Genomic DNA, 18,120 nt, shown 5'->3' with positions numbered 1-18,120 from the left:
CAACATCGCCGTTAAAAGCAATTTGGAGATACATCCGTGGAACAGGCAGAAATCGGTTTGATCGGTCTTGGCGTAATGGGGTCCAACCTCGCGCTCAACATCGCAGAAAAAGGCAACAAGATTGCTGTTTTCAACCGAACCCCGGAAGTCACGAAAAAATTCTACGCCGATGCCGGCGAGTTGCAGGGCCAGATCATTCCTTGCGAAACCATCGAGGAATTCATCGCCGCCATCCGCCCGCCGCGCCCGATCATCATCATGATCAAGGCTGGTGACCCGGTCGATCAGCAAATGGAAATTCTCAAGCCCCATCTCGAAAACGGCGACATCATGATCGATGCGGGCAATGCGAATTTCCGCGATACGATCCGCCGCTTCGATACGCTTAAGGATACCGACCTGACCTTTATCGGCATGGGTGTTTCCGGTGGTGAAGAAGGCGCGCGTCACGGCCCGTCCATCATGGTTGGTGGTACGGAAGAAAGCTGGAAGCGCGTCGAGAAGGTGCTGACGTCCATCTCTGCCAAGTACGACAATGATCCATGCGTGGCGTGGCTGGGCAATGATGGCGCAGGCCACTTCGTCAAGACCATTCACAACGGCATCGAATATGCCGACATGCAGATGATCGCGGAAATTTACGGTATTCTGCGCGATGGCCTGAAGCTGAGCGCTGCCGAAATCGCCGATGTGTTCGGTGAGTGGAACAAGGGTCGCCTGAACTCCTATCTCATCGAAATCACCGAAAAGGTTCTGCGCGCCGCAGACCCGATCACCGGCAAGCCGATGGTCGATCTCATTCTGGACAAGGCTGGCCAGAAGGGCACCGGCAAGTGGTCTGTCATCGAAGCGCAGAACATGGGCGTTGCCGCCACTGCTATCGAAGCTGCCGTCGCAGCGCGCATTCTGTCCTCGCAGAAGACAGAGCGCGAATCTGCCGAAACCATTCTCGGTCTGCCGAAAGCTCTGCCAGCGCCTGCCGATAAAAAGGCCTTCATTGCCGATCTAGAAAATGCGCTTCTGGCCGCTAAGATCGGCGCCTACGCGCAGGGCTTTGCAGTGATGGCTGCTGCTTCCAAGGAATTCGGCTGGGATCTGCCGATGCCGACCATCGCCCGCATCTGGCGCGCAGGCTGCATTATCCGTTCGCAGTTCCTGGATGAAATCACATCGGCCTTTACCAAGGATCCGCATGTCGCCAACCTCATCGTCACGCCTGCCTTCGCGCAGATGGTGAAGGATACGGACGCGCCGCTTCGTCGCGTTGTTTCCCACGCCGTTCTCTCAGGCCTGCCGGTTCCAGCACTCGCTTCCGCACTCGGCTATTTCGATGCCTATCGTCGTGCGCGTGGCAGTGCCAACCTCATTCAGGCGCAGCGCGACTTCTTTGGCGCACATGGTTTCGAGCGCACCGATGGCGTGGACAAGCCGCATGGCCCATGGGGCAGCGGTCTCGATATTTTCTAAGACTGATAGTGAAAGGCCCGCTTCAAGCGGGCCTTTTTCTTATGCGCCGAATTTCGGGGCGCGGCTGGACCATACCGGTTGGCTAAGCGTCTGCAACCCTTCCACCGGCTTCCCATCGATGCGCGCCAGCAGGGCCTTTGCCAGTTCGCGGCCTGCCAGCTTGATATCCTCATTCATCGTATGAATTTCCGGTCGCAGCCAGTTCAGGAAATCCGCCGACTGCTTGGATACGACATCGATATCCGTGCCAACCTTCTTGCCGGTTTCTTCAACACCCGCCACGAAGGCGATGGTGGAGCTGCCGCTTATCGACACCAGCCCGTCGGGACAATCCGCGCCGCTCATCAGCGTTCGGCTGACTTCCTTGATCTGGTCCAGAGGCGTGTCGTTGCTGATGATGCCGTGTAGCGGAAATTCGCTGAGACCGAAATCGCGCAGGCCACGCTCGAAGCCGCGACGTGCGAAGTCGTGATAGGAAAACTGCTTGGGCGGCAGAAGAACGGCAATGCGCTTTCGCCCGCATTGCGACAGCCGTCTCACCGCCTCATAGACGTAAGCCTCGTTGTCGAAATCATGATAGGGATGCTCGATGCCCATATCGGTGCGCCCATGGGCGGCGAAAGGCATGTTGCGTTCCGTCATGAAGCGAACGCGCGGATCGTCCGGCTGCATCTTGGAAATGATGACACCATCGGCAGAGCCCGTATCAAGAATATAGCGGATAGGGATCATCGGGTCTTTGGCGTGGGTGTGGGGTGTGACGACGAGGTGATACTGCGTGCTGGACAGCACCTCGGTAATGCCGAACACCATCTGGGTAGTGAAGCCCATCAGTTCCTCGTCGACACTCAGCACCAGTGCAATAACATTGGTTTTGCCAGTGCGCAGACGAACGCCAGCGCGGTTGGGCTGATAACCGATCTGCTGCGCGACCTGACGCACACGCTCCTTGGTGTCGGCGCCGATGTCAGGCGCATCCTTCAAGGCACGGGAAACCGTGGTGATGCCGAGGCCTGTCATATAGGCGATTGTCTTGAGTGTGGGGCGTTCGTAACCTGCCAGTGCCTGGCCGCTCGTATCGGATTTCATGCCATCATTCATGTCGCCACTCACCATAACCTGTACGTCATATGGTAGATTGCTTTTTTCACATTGCAAAGCGCGGAGCCATTTTCTCAGGTCGCCGCCGCACGATAAACTGTAACGATACAGCTCTTCTGTCGAGTTTTTATTGAGGATGGGCTAAAATGCTTTTCGCCTTCGCTGGATGGCTTGAGGGTTAAAGTGATGTTCCAAGTAGCGCTTTAATCACTTTAATAAAATAAAATATCATTATGATTTAAAATAGTTTTACTTCATTTATCGCGAAAGATTACGGCGGTGTCTCGTCCCATCAGGCCTACGCTTCCGTCATTTCCGCTAATCCCCCGTGACCGCCAGAAAATTTTCCGGTAACGTTGCCGCCGGGAGGAGAATTTCATGTTTCGTGGACATTTGCGGACGGATTGCGTGCACTGCTTCGTAGCCAGTGTACGACATTTGCCGCAGTTGCGTGATTGAAAATTCTTCCAATGCGGCATGGCGAAATGACAGGGCAGGACATGACATCATCTTACGCAAGCGACGTTGCAATCGACCTCTCCGGTGAATGGAAACTCTCATCTTCAGACGGTGAGCATGACGCCCGGATTGAAATTCCTGGCGATGTGCACAGCGCCTTGCGCGAGGCGAAGATCATTCCCGACCCATATTTCGGACGCAATGAGAATGACGTGCAGTGGGTGGCGGAGCGGGACTGGATTATCGAGCGCCGCTTCAACATCGATGATGCCGATGCAGACTGGTATTTGGATGTCGATTATCTCGATACGGTCGCCGTCGTTTTCCTGAATGAGGTGCCGGTTCTGTCTGCCGACAATTGCTTTCGCCGTTACAGGCCGGATGTAACCAGTGCCATCTTTCCGGGTGAAAATGTCATCCGCATTCATTTCCACTCCAGCATCAAGGCCGGAGAAGAGCGGCAGGCGGCGCAGCCGTTTTATGTTCCGTACCATCCCGGTAATTCCCCCATCCCGCATGGCAACATGCTGCGCAAGCCGCAGTGCCATTTTGGCTGGGACTGGAACATCGCGTTGGCGCCGCTCGGTATCTATGGCGACATCGCATTGCGGCGGCTCGATACGGCGCGGATCGAACATATCAGCACCTCGCAGCACCATGTGGGTGGCGGCGTGGAACTGCATGTCGAAGTCGCACTGCATGCCGCGCAGGCCGTGAGCGTGCCGATCCACCTTTCACTCGGCGATGAAAGGCTGCGGCTGGATTGCGGCGTCAATGCTGGCGAGACTGTGCTGCGGCATGTCTTCTTCGTCGAAAAACCGAAACTCTGGTGGCCGGCGGGCAGCGGCGAGCAGACGCTCTATACACTGACGGTGGAACTGCCGGATGAAACGGCGACGCGGCAGATCGGCTTTCGCACCACCGAACTGCTGACCGACAAGGACGAGGCGGGCAGCCGCTTTGCCTTCCGGGTCAACGGACGTGAGATTTTCTGCCGGGGTGCGAACTGGATTCCGGCCGATGCGCTGCATTCGCTCAGCAGCCGTGAAAAGACCGAGGATTTGCTGTCCTCGGCTGTCGAAGCCAATATGAACATGATCCGCGTCTGGGGCGGTGGTTTTTACGAGCAGGACTGGTTCTACGATCTCTGCGACCGGATGGGGCTGATGGTGTGGCAGGACTTCATGTTTGCCTGCAATCTTTACCCCTGCACCGATGACTTTCTGGACAATGTCGAACACGAAGTCACCTATCAGGTAAAGCGCCTGTCGTCGCATCCGTCCATCGCGCTGTGGTGCGGTGACAATGAGCTTGTCGGCGCGCTGACATGGTTCGACCAATCCCGCGACAATCGCGACCGCTATCTCGTGGCTTATGACCGGCTGAACCGGACAATCGAGAAGGCGCTGAAGAAGGCGGCACCATCCGCACTCTGGTGGCCCTCCAGCCCGGCATCCGGTTACATGGATTATGGCGATGCCTGGCACTCGGATGGTTCCGGCGACATGCACTATTGGTCCGTCTGGCACGAAAACAAATCCTTTGACAATTACCGCGCGGTGAAACCGCGCTTCTGCTCGGAATTCGGTTTCCAGTCCTACACATCCATGCCTGTCATCAAGACCTATGCGGATGAGAAGGACATGAATATCTCCTCGCCCGTCATCGAGCTTCACCAGAAGAATGCCGGTGGCAACGAGCGGATTGCCGGGACCATGTTCCGCTATTTCCGCTTTCCGAAGGATTTCGAGAATTTCGTCTATATCAGTCAGGTGCAGCAGGCTCTCGCCATCAAGACCGCGGTCGAATACTGGCGCTCTCTCAAACCTCATTGCATGGGCACGCTCTATTGGCAGCTGAACGATACTTGGCCGGTGGCTTCGTGGTCGAGCCTCGATTACGGCGGCAGCTGGAAGGCCTTGCATTATGCCGCGCGGCGCTTTTTCCAGCCCGTGACTGTCTCCGCAATTCCATCCGAAGATGGCAGCACCATTCGCTTTTCCACGGTCAACGACACGGCGGAGGAAGTGGAAATCGACATGAACATCTTCGCACTTGCGACCGATGGCACACGCACGCCGCTGAAATCCGCCAGCGGCACCTGTGGGCCGGACGCAGCCGTGACCATGACGGAAATCGACATGAAGCAGCTGGCCGCTGGAGCGTTGCTTTCCTGGAACTTCATTGCCTCCAACGGCATGACCGGCGAGGGGCATCATGTGCCGGAAACATACAAGGCGCTGGACCTCCAGGCCTCCGGCCTTACGCACCACGTCAGGCCACTGGATGACGGGCAGTTAGAGGTAGAGGTCTCTGCCACCGGACTTGCACTTTTCGTGATGATCGAAGCCGATGTCGCCGGTCGTTATTCCGACAATCTGTTCGATCTGGCCGCAGGCGAGACGAGACGCATCGTGTTTTCGCCGCAGGACAGGGAGCAGGCGTCCCGCCCAACCTTCAAGATTTTCGATCTCTATTCGTCGCAATCGCAAGGTTGAAACGATAGCGGCATCTCTTTACGCTCCATTTAATCACACCCAAACCTGCGGCAACTGTCGCAGGTCACATATCCATACAGGGAGGACTATCCATGGCCTGGCAACCGGCTGAAAATCGTTACGCGTCCATGAAATATAATCATTGCGGCAAATCCGGCCTGAAGCTTCCGGCGATCTCGCTGGGCCTCTGGCACAATTTCGGCAATGATTTTTCACACAAAACCAAGCAGGATATTTGCCGCAAAGCCTTCGACCTGGGCATCACCCATTTCGATCTCGCCAACAATTACGGTCCACCGCCCGGCAGCGCAGAGACGGCCTTCGGCGAAATCCTGCGCACGGATTTTGCCGGTTATCGCGACGAGTTGGTGATCTCGTCCAAGGCCGGTTACAACATGTGGCCAGGCCCTTACGGCGAATGGGGCAGCCGCAAATATCTCATCTCCTCCTGCGACCAGAGCCTGAAGCGCATGGGGCTGGATTATGTGGATATCTTCTATTCACACCGTTTCGATCCCGATACGCCGCTGGAAGAAACCTGCGGTGCGCTGGACCATATCGTCCGGTCGGGCAGGGCGCTTTATGTCGGCATTTCCTCCTATAATTCGCAGCGCACCCGCGAAGCCGCCGCGATCCTGAAGGAACTCGGAACGCCCTGCATCATCCACCAGCCCAGCTATTCGATGATCAATCGCTGGATCGAAGAGGATGGTCTGGTCGATACGCTGGAAGAACTCGGCATCGGCTCCATCGTCTTCTCGCCGCTGGCGCAGGGGATGCTCACCACGAAATATCTCGGTGGCGTGCCGGAAGCCAGCCGCGCCAGCCAGGGCAAGTCGCTGAACCCTGCCTTCCTTAATGAACGCAATATCGAAAACATTCGCGGGCTGAACGCGATTGCGGAACGTCGCGGCCAGACGCTGGCGCAGATGGCTATTGCCTGGGTGCTGCGTGGCGGTCACATCACCACGGCTCTGATTGGTGCCAGCCGTCCCGAGCAGGTCGAAGACTGCGTCAAGGCGCTCTACAAGCCGGATTTCACGGCGGAAGAGCTGTCGGAAATCGATCGTTTCGCCAAGGATGCGGACATCAATCTCTGGGCAAAGTCCGCTGAACTGAAGAAGTAAAACAGCAGGCCGCCCCGGATGTTTCGGGGCGGCTTTTCCCTGCGAGATACTCGATATAAACTTTAAGTGATCGCGCTAAGCATTAAGAACCATTACGGAATTGTAACTTCCCGGTTCAGTTTCCATTCATTGTTGTGACGATAGGGTCAGGCCATCACTTCACGAAAGGAAACACCGATGAAAAAGTTTTTCTCCGTTCTTCTCGCTGCAACCGTTCTTACAGCTCCGTTCGCCGCTCAGGCCCAAAGCCGTCACGATGATCGCGGTCGCCATGTGACGGTTGAACGGACGATCACCAAGAAGAAGGTCATCGTCAAAAAGCATCGTTGGGACCGCGGCCAGCGCCTAGCGGCGAGAGACCGTCATCACTTTGTGGATCGCCGCGACTACCGCCGCCACAATCTGAGAGAGCCGCGTCGGGGTGAGCGTTGGGTTCGCGTCGATAACCAGTACCTGCTGATCAACGCCGTCAGCGGTCTCATCATCGGTCTTGCCGCTGCGCGCTAAGCCGACCTGCCTTTCCTGCTGTGGCCGTGGAGTTCTTCCATGGCCGCAGTCGTTTTCGAAGGCGATGTCATCCGTCACGGCTTCGCAGCGGAAATTCGATGCGCGTTCCGGTTTTCTCATGCTGCCTGTCGGCTCCAGTCCGGGAATGGATCTTTCAGATGCCGCCACGCCGTGGGTGTAAACACCTTGGCATCGATCAGGCAGGCATCCAGTTCATTGCGAAGGGCGGCCTCGCTCATCGGGTCGGCACCGATGAAGACGATCTCCTGTCTGCGATCTCCCCAGACATTGTCCATATAGGGCGCGAGCATCCGCTCGAAGCCCGGGTCTTCCGGCCAATGGGTTTTCGGTACCGATGACCACCACAGACCCATCTTGCCCGTTTTCACCAAAGCGCCTGCCTGGCTGATTTCGCCAACATGATCTGGACGCGTGGCCAGCCAGAAGAAGCCCTTGGCGCGGATGACGCCTGGCCAATCCCTGTTGATGAACGCATGGAAGCGGGCGGGATCGAACGGGCGTTTGGCGCGGTAGACGAAAGAGCGGATGCCGTATTCTTCCGTTTCCGGCACATGACCCTTGAAGCCGTGCAATTCCTTGAACCACAGCGGATGCGTTTCCGCCTCGGCAAAATCGAACAGGCCTGTGCCGAGAACGGACTTGAGTTCTACCTTGCCGAAATCCGCCTCGATCAGCTTCGCATCTGGATTAAGGCCGACGATGATTTTGCGAGCGGCATCTCGTTGCGCCTCGGTAGCTGTCGAAACCTTGTTAAGAATGGCGACATTGGCGAATTCGATCTGTTCGACCAGCAGATCGACCAGCGTCCGGTTGTCGCCATCACCAGCCGTTTCTCCACGATCCGCCAGAAAATCCGCCGAGCCATAATCCTTCAGCAGATTGGCGCAATCGACGACCGTCACCATTGTATCCAGCACTGCGACGTCGGACAGGCTCTGGCCGTTCTCATCGCGGAAATCGAAGGTCGCGGCCACGGGCAGGGGCTCTGCGATGCCGGTGGATTCGATCAAGAGGTAGTCGAACCTGTCCTGCTCTGCCAGCTGCCGAACCTCGTTCAACAGGTCGTCGCGCAGCGTGCAACAGATGCAGCCGTTCGTCATTTCCACCAGTTGCTCCTGCGTGCGCGAAAGATTGGCGCCGCCATCGCGGACCAGCGCCGCATCGATGTTCACTTCGCTCATATCATTGACGATGACGGCGACGCGCAGGCCTTCGCGATTGCCCAGGATGTGATTGAGGAGAGTGGTTTTTCCCGCACCGAGAAAACCGGACAGGACGGTTACAGGCAGTTTCCGTGTCATGGTGTATTCCTGTTTTGTTATACCATTACATATCTGATGAAAATGAAAGGCGGCCAAAGCCACCTTCCATCGATTGCCCTTCGATTTACGAGAGGCAATCTTTTAGCGATGTCGCGATGCCGCGCATCAACTTGAAGTAGAGGTCAGGGCCAGCCTCCAGCGTCCCGGCCTCGGGATCGAGCGTCGCGGACTTGGCATTGGTGCCTTCTATGACGACGTTGACCAGTTTCGGCTCGAACTGCGGTTCGGCGAAAACGCAGGTTGCGTTCAGCTCTTTCACCTTGGCGTGAATTTGCTTGATGCGATCCGCGCCGGGAATGTTTTCCGGGCTGACGGTGATCGAGCCCGCCGTCTTCACGCCGTAGCGATGTTCGAAATACTGATAGGCATCATGGAAGACAATGAATGGCTTATCCTTGATGGGTGCCACTGTTGCCGTGATTTCCTTGTCGAGTGCATCGAGATTATCCACCAGCTTCTTGGTGTTATCCTGATAGGCCTGCGCATTGGCCGGATCGGCCGTCATCAATGTCTTTTCGATCTCGACAGCCATGGCCTTGGCATTGGTGGGGTCGAGCCAGAGATGCATGTCGAACTCGCCGTGGTCATGGTCATGGCCATCTGCGTGTTCATGGTTATGATCGTGGCCAGCTTCTTCCGCGTGGTCGTGACCTTCATCATCGCCATGGTCATGCGCTTCGAAAGGGCCACCCTCGCGGAAGGGCAGCTTTTCTATGCCCTGGGCGTCATCCAACTCTACCACGGTGGCCTTGCCTGCCAGCGATTGCAGCGGCTTTTCCAAGAATTTCTCAAGGCCATCACCCACCCAGAACACCACGTCGGCACTTTCTATCGCTCGCGCATTGGAAGGCTTGAGGCTGTAAGTGTGCGGAGATGCGCCGCCATCGACAATCAGCTTCGGCTCTGCCACGCCCTGCATAATGGCGGCGACAAGCGAATGGATCGGCTTGATCGACACCACCACATTGGGTGCTGCCATGGCGTTGGAAGACGCAATCATGGCTGCGGAGGCCAGAAGAAGCGTGGCGAGTGATTTCATGCGGTATGCTCCACTTGTATGGATTTGTTATGTTATTACATATGTTGCGTAACGCTATAACGTATGCAATAGCCATAGGCAACACCGACAATCGGAAAAACACATGCTTCATTCGCCAGTCAAAAGTGACGGACATCTCGTCTCCCTTTCCAATGCGGGCGTGAGACGAAACGGTCGCTGGCTGGTGCGTGGCGTGGAGTTTTCCGTCAGTCGCGGCGAGATCGTGACGCTGATCGGCCCGAACGGTTCCGGCAAATCCACCAGCGCCAAAATGGCGACGGGCGTGCTGAAACCGGATGAGGGGCATGTCTCGCGCATTGCCGGATTGAAGGTCGGCTACGTGCCGCAAAAACTATCTGTCGATTGGACCATGCCGCTGACCGTGCGCCGGTTGATGACGCTGACCGGCCAATTGCCTGCGCGGGAAATCGATGCCGCTCTCAACGCCACTGGCATTACCCATCTGGCCAAGGCCGAAGTGCAGCATCTGTCCGGCGGTGAGTTTCAGCGCGCGTTGCTTGCGCGCGCCATCGCCCGCAAGCCGGATCTGCTGGTTCTGGACGAGCCCGTGCAAGGTGTGGATTTTTCCGGCGAAATCGCGCTTTACGATCTCATCAAGAACATCCGCAATTCCACCGGCTGCGGCATTCTGCTGATTTCGCACGATCTGCATGTGGTGATGGCCGAGACCGATACGGTCATCTGCCTCAACGGCCATGTCTGCTGCCGCGGCACGCCGCAGATGGTGAGCCAGAGCCCTGAATATATGAAATTGTTCGGCGGAATGGCAGGACGCGGGCTTGCGGTCTATAGCCACCATCATGACCACACCCATCTGCCGGATGGGCGCGTGCAGCATGCCGATGGTTCGGTGACGGACCATTGCCACCCTGATGACGGTCATCATCACGACTCGCATTCGCATGGCGACGACGATGCGTGCGGCTGCGGGCATGACCATCATGATCACGCTGGCCACGATAATTCCCATGACCACCACGCCCATGGAGAAAAGCATGTTTGACGATTTCTTCGTGAGAGCCATGGTTGCCGGTGTTGGCGTTGCCCTGATGGCGGGACCGTTGGGCTGTTTTGTCGTGTGGCGGCGCATGGCCTATTTCGGGGATACGATGGCACATTCAGCCCTTTTGGGTGTCGCGTTGTCTTTGCTGTTTCAACTGAACCTGATCGTCAGCGTCTTCATCGTCGCGTCGCTGGTGTCGCTGCTACTGCTGTTTTTGCAACGCCGTCAGGCTCTGTCGGCGGATGCACTGCTGGGTATTCTCTCGCATTCCGCGCTCGCCTTTGGCCTCGTCATCGTCGCCTTCATGACATGGGTCCGCATCGACCTCGTTGCCTTCTTATTTGGCGATATCCTGGCCGTTTCCGTCTCGGATATCTATCTCATCTGGGGTGGTGGCGTCGTGGTGCTGTTTGCCATCGCTTATCTCTGGAAGCCGCTGTTGGCCTCGACCGTCAATGCCGAACTGGCAGAGGCGGAAGGCATGCGGCCGGAGCGTTCCAAGCTGCTGTTCATGCTGCTGATGGCGCTCGTCATCGCCATCGCCATGAAGATCGTCGGCATCATGCTGATCACCTCGCTGCTGATCATTCCCGCAGCCACCGCGCGCCGTTTTTCTTCCACGCCAGAAATCATGGCCGTGCTGGCATCTGTCATCGGCGCAGTAGCCGTTGTTGGCGGGTTGATGGGCTCGCTGCATTATGACACGCCATCCGGCCCATCCATCGTCGTTGCCGCCGTTATGCTTTTCATCTTGAGTCTTCTGCCCGCGCCGAAACTGGCGCGAAAGGCAGAGCAAGGAGGCCGTCCATGACCACTCAGAACCTCACGCGCAACCAGTCTCTGGTTTACGATGCGCTGACCCGTTCGCAAGCGCCGCTCAGCGCCTATGTCATTCTCGACAAGCTGCGTGACGCGGGTTTCCGCGCGCCACTACAGGTCTATCGCGCGCTGGAAAAACTGATTGAATTCGGCCTCGTGCACCGGCTGGAAAGCCTCAATGCCTTCGTTGCCTGCTCCCACACCAAGTCGGATTGCTGCACGCATCACCATGGCACCGTGGCCTTTGCAATCTGCAACGCCTGCGGACAGGTGACGGAGTTCCACGATCACGAAATCGATCACCGTCTGGGCGACTGGGTCAAGAGCAAGAAGTTCAAGGCGGAAAAGACGACAATAGAAATCCGCGGCCTCTGCGAAGCCTGCGCCGCCTGACGTCAGAGCGGCCGCAAATCCCTGGCGAAGCGCTGCCAGTTGCGAACATAGTTCTCCGCCGACTTCCTCAAGCCCTCGACTGCCTTGTCATCCAGTGTGCGGATGGCGCGGGCAGGCGAGCCGACGATCAGTGAATTGTCGGGAAATTCCTTACCCTCAGTCACCAGCGCATTGGCTCCAACCAAGCAGTTCCTGCCGATCTTCGCGCCGTTCAGCACGGTCGCGCCCATGCCGACCAGCGAATTATCTCCAATCGTGCAGCCGTGGATGATGGCATGGTGGCCGATGGTGCAGTGTTCGCCAATGATGGCCGGAAAGCCCGGATCGGCATGCACCATCACGCCTTCCTGAATGTTGCTGCCGCGACCGACGGTGATGGGCTCATTATCACCGCGCAGCGTCGCGCCGAACCATATACCGACATCTTCGCCAAGCGTGACGGACCCGATGACATTGGCATCGGGCGCCACCCAGTAGTATTCAGGGGCAGGGGTTTGCGGTACACGTTCGCCAAGTCGGTAAAGCGGCATATTTTATCCTCGCTTAAGCGATTTTCACGGACAGCGTTCCAACACCATCCACACCGCAATCGATCCGGTCGCCGGAGACGATAGCGCCGACACCTGCCGGTGTACCCGTCATGATGACATCGCCCGCCGCCAGCGTGAAAAGCTTGGAAAGCTCGGCAATGATTTCCGCCGTCTTCCAGATCATCTGGTCGAGGTCACCCGACTGCTTGCGCTCGCCATTAACCTCCAGCCAGACCGCGCCCTTTGCCGGGTGGCCGATTTTGGAAGCCGGAACGAGCGGCGAGACGGGTGCTGAAAATTCGAATGCCTTTGCGCTTTCCCAGGAACGGCCCATTTTCTTCAACGCATCCTGCATGTCGCGGCGCGTCATATCGATGCCGACGCCATAACCCCATACATGCTCGAGCGCGTCATCCACCGATATATCCGAGCCGCCGCTTTTCAGGGCAACCACGCATTCCACTTCGTAATGCACATTCGAGGAGAGGGCCGGATAAGGAAAGTCCTTGCCCGCAGGCAGCAGATTGTCTGCATTTTTCTGGAAGAAGAAAGGCGGTTCGCGCGATGGATCGTGCCCCATTTCGATTGCGTGGTCGGCGTAATTGCGCCCGACGCAATAGACCCGGCGCACGGGAAAGGTTTCGTCGGTGCCTTCAACCGGCAGCAAAACAGTTGGGGGAACGGGAATGACGGTCGCGGACATGGGCTTGGCTCCTGATTTCAGGTGATGTTTGTCCCGCGATTCTGCCGGGATTTCCAGTTTAAAATCGGGTCCGGCAGAAAACTGGCATTATTGCCTGCATTGCGGTAGAAGCCCCGCAGAAAGAGGTTTCGCAATCCATGTATAAGCACGCACTCGCAACCGGCAGCAAGATTTTCGCCGTGGCACCTATGATCGACTGGACGGATACCCGGTGTCGCTTTCTCCACCGGCAGCTCTCCAGCCATGCGCTGCTTTACACGGAAATGATCGTGGCCGATGCGATCATTCATGGTCAGCGGGACAAGTTGCTGGGCTATCACGAGCAGGAACATCCCGTAGCGCTCCAGCTCGGTGGTTCTGATCCTGCGAAGCTTGTCGAAGCGGTGAAGATTGCCAGTGATTATGGCTATGACGAAATCAACCTCAATGTCGGCTGTCCCTCCGACCGGGTGCAGTCTGGCACTTTCGGCGCTTGCCTGATGCGTGAGCCGGAAACGGTTGCGCGTTGCGTGGAGGCGATGAAAGCCGTTGCAACCGTGCCTGTTACTGTCAAATGCCGGATCGGCGTAGACGATCAGGAGCCGGAGACGGTGCTGCCCGATTTTATTGTGCGCGTTGTAGCCGCTGGCGCAGATGCGGTTTGGGTTCACGCGCGCAAGGCCTGGCTACAGGGCCTGTCGCCAAAAGAAAACCGCGATGTGCCACCACTCGATTACGAGCTCGTCTACCGCATGAAGCAGGCAAACCCTGAGGTCTTCATCGGCATCAATGGCGGCATCACCGATCTCGATCACACCGAAGAACATTTAGAACATATGGATGGCGTGATGCTGGGCCGCGCGGCTTACCATAACACATCCATTCTGGCCGATGTCGATCATCGTATTTACGGAGAAGCCGCGATCGCACCGGACTGGATGAGACTGCTCTACACCATGATGGATTATGCGCAGGAATACATCGATAAGGGCGGGCGGCTGAACCATGTCACCCGCCATATGGTCGGGCTGTTTCAGGGGCTGTCGGGCGCACGCCGCTTCCGCCAAATCCTGTCCAGCGACGCAACACGACCGGGTGCCGGGCCAGAAGTGATCGCCGCAGCATTCGCCGCCATCAACTTTGATACAAGCCCGGAAAGCATCGCTGTCTAAGGCAAATCGCAGCTTTGCTGCCTAGACCAGCGTCTGCAACAACTGTGCACCATTTGGCGCATTGACCTTGCCACCGGTGATGAAGAAGGCAAAGACATCGCGCGGCGTCTTCGCCGCTTTGCGATCCGGTGCGATCAATGGCAGATCATCCGGCACGCCGCCCTCCGCATAGGTCTGAAGACGTTTGCCCCAGCCCTTCACGTCCTTTTCGGGATAGCAGGTCTCGATATCGTCCTCGCCCTTTTGCAGGCGGCAATAGACGAAATCCGCGGTCACATCCGGCAACATTGGGTAATCATGATGATCGGCGCAGACTACGGCGACCTTATGCTTGGCCAGTAGCTCGATAAACTCGGGCACCTGAAAACTGGGATTGCGAACTTCCACGACATGTTGAAGCGTCAGACCATCCTGCTTCTCCGGCAAAAGCGCCAGGAAGGCGGCGAAGTCATCCGGCTCGAATTTCTTCGTCGGCGCAAACTGCCAGAGGATCGGGCCGAGATGGTCGCCCAGCTCCGTCAGTCCCTGCGTCAGGAACTTGGTCATCGATTCACCGGCCTCGGCCAGCACCTTGCGATTGGTCACAAAGCGGCTGGCCTTCAGCGAAAAGACAAAACCATCAGGCACCTCCGATGCCCATTTGGCAAATGTCTCGGGCTTCTGGCTACCATAATAGGTGCCATTGACTTCGATAGCCTTTAGCAGGCTGCTGGCATGTTCCAGCTGGCGTCGCTTCGGCAGCTTGTCAGGATAAAATGTGCCTTCCCATGGCTCGAAGGTCCAGCCGCCAATGCCGGTGCGGATCGTGCCTGTTTTGCTCATTCTAGCCTCCCATCAACGTCGCTATTGTATGCCAGTCTGGTCAATTACTCTGCCGCCTGAACCTTCTTGTCCGTGCGGCGCTCCAGCAGTTCCTTCAGGAAGTGACCCGTATAGGACCGCTTTTCCTTGACGATCTGCTCCGGCGTGCCGGTCGCGACGACTTCGCCACCGCCCGTGCCGCCTTCGGGGCCGATATCGATCACCCAGTCTGCCGTCTTGATGACCTCGAGATTATGCTCGATGACGACGACGGAGTTGCCCTGATTGACCAGCTCATGCAGCATTTCCAGGAGCTTGTTGACGTCATGGAAATGCAGGCCGGTGGTCGGCTCGTCGAGAATATAGAGCGTGCGGCCGGTCGAGCGTTTCGACAACTCCTTGGCCAGCTTCACGCGCTGCGCTTCACCGCCTGACAGGGTGTTCGCCTGCTGACCGACCTTGATATAGCCGAGGCCGACATCAAAGAGTGATTGCAGCTTATCCCGCACCGCTGGAACGGCGGAGAAGAATTCGACGCCTTCCTCGACCGTCATATCCAGCACGTCGGCAATCGACTTGCTCTTGAAGGTCACATCCAGCGTTTCGCGATTGTAGCGTTTGCCGTGGCAGACATCGCAGGTCACATAGACGTCCGGAAGGAAGTGCATCTCGATCTTGATGACGCCATCGCCCTGACACGCTTCGCAGCGACCGCCCTTGACGTTGAAGGAGAAGCGGCCCGGCGCATAACCGCGCGCCTTGGCTTCCGGCAGGCCGGCGAACCAGTCACGGATTGGCGTGAATGCGCCCGTGTAAGTGGCCGGGTTGGAGCGCGGTGTGCGACCGATGGGCGACTGGTCGATATCGATAACCTTGTCGATGAATTCGAAGCCATCGATACGATCATGATCCGCCGGAATTTCTCGCGCGCCCATGACACGACGTGCAGCAGACTTATAAAGCGTCTCGATCAGGAAGGTCGACTTGCCGCCGCCGGACACGCCGGTGACAGCCGTGAAAACGCCAAGCGGAACCGATGCGGTGACATTTTTGAGGTTGTTGCCGCGAGCGCCTACGACCTTGATCTCTTTGCCCTTCTTCGGCTTGCGGCGTTCTGCAGGAACGGCCACGCCCAACTCGCCGGACAGATATTTGCCGGTAAGAGACTTTGGGTTGGCCATGACTTCCTGCGGCGTGCCCTCGGCAATGACTTCGCCGCCATGAATACCGGCGGCAGGGCCGATATCGACAACATAATCCGCCGTCAGAATGGCATCTTCGTCATGCTCGACCACGATCACGGTGTTACCAATATCGCGCAGATGCTTGAGCGTATCCAGAAGGCGCGCATTATCGCGCTGGTGCAGGCCGATGGAGGGTTCGTCCAGAACGTATAGAACGCCTGTCAGGCCCGAGCCGATCTGCGAGGCAAGGCGAATACGCTGGCTCTCGCCACCGGACAGGGTACCTGAATTGCGAGACAGGCTGAGATAATCCAGCCCGACATCATTCAGGAACCGAAGGCGCTCACGGATTTCCTTCAAGATACGGACGGCAATTTCATTCTGCTTGGCGTTCAGGGATTCCGGCAGGACTTCGAACCAGTCGCGCGCGACCTTGATCGACATCTCGGTGACCTGGCCGATATGCTTCTTGTTGATTTTCACCGCCAGCGCTTCAGGCTTCAGGCGATAACCGGCGCAGGCCGGGCAAGGGGCAGCCGACATATAGCGCTCGATTTCCTCGCGCGCCCAGGCACTGTCGGTTTCCTTCCAGCGGCGCTCGAGGTTGGGAACGATGCCTTCGAAATTCTTGACCGTTTTGTAGGAGCGAGCGCCATCCTGATACTGGAACTCGATTTTCTCATCGGTTCCATTCAGGATCGCCTTCTTGGCCGCATCCGTCAGCTCGTTCCAACGGCTGGAAAGCTTGAAGCCGAAGGCTTTACCAAGCGCTTCCAACGTCTGGTTATAATAAGGCGAAGAGGACTTGGCCCAGGGTGCAACAGCACCATCTTTCAGCGTGCGCGCAGGCTCGGGCACGATGAGTGCGACATCGACCTTTTGCTGAGAGCCGAGGCCATCGCAGGTCGGGCAGGCACCGAAGGGATTGTTGAAGGAAAACAGGCGCGGTTCGATCTCGGAGATCGTGAAACCCGATACGGGGCAGGCGAATTTTTCCGAGAACAGCACCCGCTCATGGGTTTCGTTGAGCGACTTGTTGGCAGATCCACCTGCGGATGTTTCCTCCGGCGGCAGGGGCTTGTCGGCAAATTCCGCGACTGCCAGACCGTCTGCAAGTTTCAAACAGGTCTCGAGACTGTCTGCCAGACGTGCGGCCATATCCGGGCGCACCACGGCGCGGTCCACGACGACGTCGATGTCGTGCTTGTATTTCTTGTCCAGCGCCGGGACGTCGGCAATCTCGTAGAACTGCCCGTCCACCTTCACGCGCTGGAAGCCCTTCTTCATCAGATCGGCAAGCTCTTTTTTATACTCGCCCTTACGACCCCTGATCATCGGCGCGAGAATATAAAGCCGCGTTCCTTCCTCGAAGGCGAGGATACGGTCCACCATCTGGCTGATCGTTTGGCTTTCGATCGGCAGGCCGGTCGCCGGCGAATAGGGAACACCGACGCGCGCAAACAGCAGGCGCATATAGTCATAGATTTCCGTGACAGTACCGACCGTCGAGCGCGGATTGCGCGAGGTCGTCTTCTGTTCAATGGAAATGGCGGGCGACAGACCTTCGATCTGGTCCACATCCGGCTTCTGCATCATCTCCAGAAACTGGCGCGCATAGGCCGACAGGCTCTCGACATAGCGCCGCTGCCCTTCCGCATAGATCGTATCGAAGGCAAGCGAGGATTTGCCGGAACCCGACAGCCCGGTCATGACGATCAGCTTGTTGCGTGGCAAATCCAGATCGATGCCTTTGAGATTATGCTCGCGGGCACCACGGATCGAAATCGTCTTCAATTCACTCATGAGATCGCTCGGAAATACTCGTTGGGAGGCGTTGGCTCTTATGTAATGACGCAGATCGGTGTGTCGAGGTATATTAGGTAATTCATGTCGGCTTTTCGCAGCGCTTGACTCATTGGTGCAGCTTTAATAGAACAAAAGATGAACGATTGGCAAGTGGACGCGTGATGAAAG

15 protein-coding genes are annotated in these 18,120 nt (G+C 57.3%); 8 read left to right on the top strand and 7 right to left on the bottom strand.

Translation table 11 applies throughout. The features are described 5' to 3' along the window. The first annotated feature begins 36 nt into the window (after nt 1-36). Nucleotides 37-1,467: an NADP-dependent phosphogluconate dehydrogenase gene (gene gndA, locus AC27VJ_RS18630; RefSeq protein ID WP_488685277.1), complete on the top strand. Its 1,431-nt coding sequence runs from the start codon at nt 37-39 to the stop codon at nt 1,465-1,467. 39 nt (nt 1,468-1,506) lie between these two features. Here gndA and AC27VJ_RS18625 read toward each other — a convergent pair whose 3' ends face one another. Beyond that, nucleotides 1,507-2,568, bottom strand: coding sequence for a LacI family transcriptional regulator (locus AC27VJ_RS18625; protein ID WP_488685276.1), 1,062 nt, complete (start codon nt 2,566-2,568; stop codon nt 1,507-1,509). A 485-nt stretch (nt 2,569-3,053) separates the two neighbouring features. Here AC27VJ_RS18625 and AC27VJ_RS18620 point away from each other — a divergent pair, with 485 nt between their 5' ends. The 3 genes from AC27VJ_RS18620 (at nt 3,054) to AC27VJ_RS18610 (ending at nt 7,159) form a co-directional block, all read left to right on the top strand. Beyond that, entirely contained in the window at nt 3,054-5,525 is a 2,472-nt protein-coding gene (locus tag AC27VJ_RS18620) for a beta-mannosidase (protein ID WP_488685402.1), read from the top strand. A 92-nt stretch (nt 5,526-5,617) separates the two neighbouring features. After that, nucleotides 5,618-6,652, top strand: coding sequence for an L-glyceraldehyde 3-phosphate reductase (gene mgrA / locus AC27VJ_RS18615; RefSeq protein ID WP_488685275.1), 1,035 nt, complete (start codon nt 5,618-5,620; stop codon nt 6,650-6,652). Nucleotides 6,653-6,829: 177 nt separating this feature from the next. Then, nucleotides 6,830-7,159, top strand: a complete 330-nt coding sequence (locus AC27VJ_RS18610) for an RcnB family protein (RefSeq protein ID WP_488685274.1) — start codon at nt 6,830-6,832, stop codon at nt 7,157-7,159. Nucleotides 7,160-7,275: 116 nt separating this feature from the next. On the opposite strand, the gene AC27VJ_RS18605 is transcribed toward AC27VJ_RS18610, so the two are convergent. Then, a complete protein-coding gene (locus tag AC27VJ_RS18605) occupies nt 7,276-8,481 on the bottom strand; it encodes a GTP-binding protein (protein WP_488685273.1) in 1,206 nt (401 codons plus the stop codon). 85 nt (nt 8,482-8,566) lie between these two features. Then, entirely contained in the window at nt 8,567-9,541 is a 975-nt protein-coding gene (gene znuA, locus AC27VJ_RS18600) for a zinc ABC transporter substrate-binding protein ZnuA (RefSeq protein WP_488685272.1), read from the bottom strand. Nucleotides 9,542-9,644: 103 nt separating this feature from the next. Here znuA and znuC point away from each other — a divergent pair, with 103 nt between their 5' ends. From znuC to AC27VJ_RS18585, 3 genes are read left to right on the top strand one after another with little or no spacing between them, the layout of a single operon-like run. Beyond that, entirely contained in the window at nt 9,645-10,565 is a 921-nt protein-coding gene (znuC, locus tag AC27VJ_RS18595; RefSeq protein ID WP_488685271.1) for a zinc ABC transporter ATP-binding protein ZnuC, read from the top strand. Further along, nucleotides 10,558-11,376: a zinc ABC transporter permease subunit ZnuB gene (gene znuB, locus AC27VJ_RS18590; RefSeq protein WP_488685270.1), complete on the top strand. Its 819-nt coding sequence runs from the start codon at nt 10,558-10,560 to the stop codon at nt 11,374-11,376. Before znuC ends, znuB begins: the two co-directional genes overlap by 8 nt. Continuing rightward, nucleotides 11,373-11,777, top strand: coding sequence for a Fur family transcriptional regulator (locus AC27VJ_RS18585; protein ID WP_062449313.1), 405 nt, complete (start codon nt 11,373-11,375; stop codon nt 11,775-11,777). Before znuB ends, AC27VJ_RS18585 begins: the two co-directional genes overlap by 4 nt. 2 nt (nt 11,778-11,779) lie before the next feature. On the opposite strand, the gene AC27VJ_RS18580 is transcribed toward AC27VJ_RS18585, so the two are convergent. Both AC27VJ_RS18580 and AC27VJ_RS18575 read right to left on the bottom strand, forming a co-directional pair. Beyond that, nucleotides 11,780-12,307, bottom strand: coding sequence for a gamma carbonic anhydrase family protein (locus AC27VJ_RS18580; protein ID WP_488685269.1), 528 nt, complete (start codon nt 12,305-12,307; stop codon nt 11,780-11,782). Nucleotides 12,308-12,320: 13 nt separating this feature from the next. Next, the gene (locus tag AC27VJ_RS18575) at nt 12,321-13,010 is read right to left on the bottom strand and encodes a fumarylacetoacetate hydrolase family protein (protein WP_113088227.1); all 690 of its coding nucleotides are present in this window, start codon (nt 13,008-13,010) and stop codon (nt 12,321-12,323) included. A 137-nt stretch (nt 13,011-13,147) separates the two neighbouring features. On the opposite strand from AC27VJ_RS18575, the gene dusA reads away from it, so the two are divergent. After that, nucleotides 13,148-14,161: a tRNA dihydrouridine(20/20a) synthase DusA gene (gene dusA / locus AC27VJ_RS18570; RefSeq protein ID WP_488685268.1), complete on the top strand. Its 1,014-nt coding sequence runs from the start codon at nt 13,148-13,150 to the stop codon at nt 14,159-14,161. A gap of 21 nt (nt 14,162-14,182) precedes the next feature. Here the strand turns inward: dusA and AC27VJ_RS18565 are convergent, their stop codons facing one another. Both AC27VJ_RS18565 and uvrA read right to left on the bottom strand, forming a co-directional pair. Next, nucleotides 14,183-14,983, bottom strand: coding sequence for a DUF72 domain-containing protein (locus tag AC27VJ_RS18565; RefSeq protein ID WP_488685267.1), 801 nt, complete (start codon nt 14,981-14,983; stop codon nt 14,183-14,185). Nucleotides 14,984-15,027: 44 nt separating this feature from the next. After that, nucleotides 15,028-17,949, bottom strand: coding sequence for an excinuclease ABC subunit UvrA (gene uvrA / locus AC27VJ_RS18560; protein WP_488685266.1), 2,922 nt, complete (start codon nt 17,947-17,949; stop codon nt 15,028-15,030). Nucleotides 17,950-18,120: the final 171 nt, after the last annotated feature.

It is taken from the genome of Agrobacterium sp. 20P9.1.2 (assembly GCF_057799395.1).
Note: the sequence above shows the minus strand (reverse complement) of the source record. Positions and strands in the feature narration are given on the sequence as shown.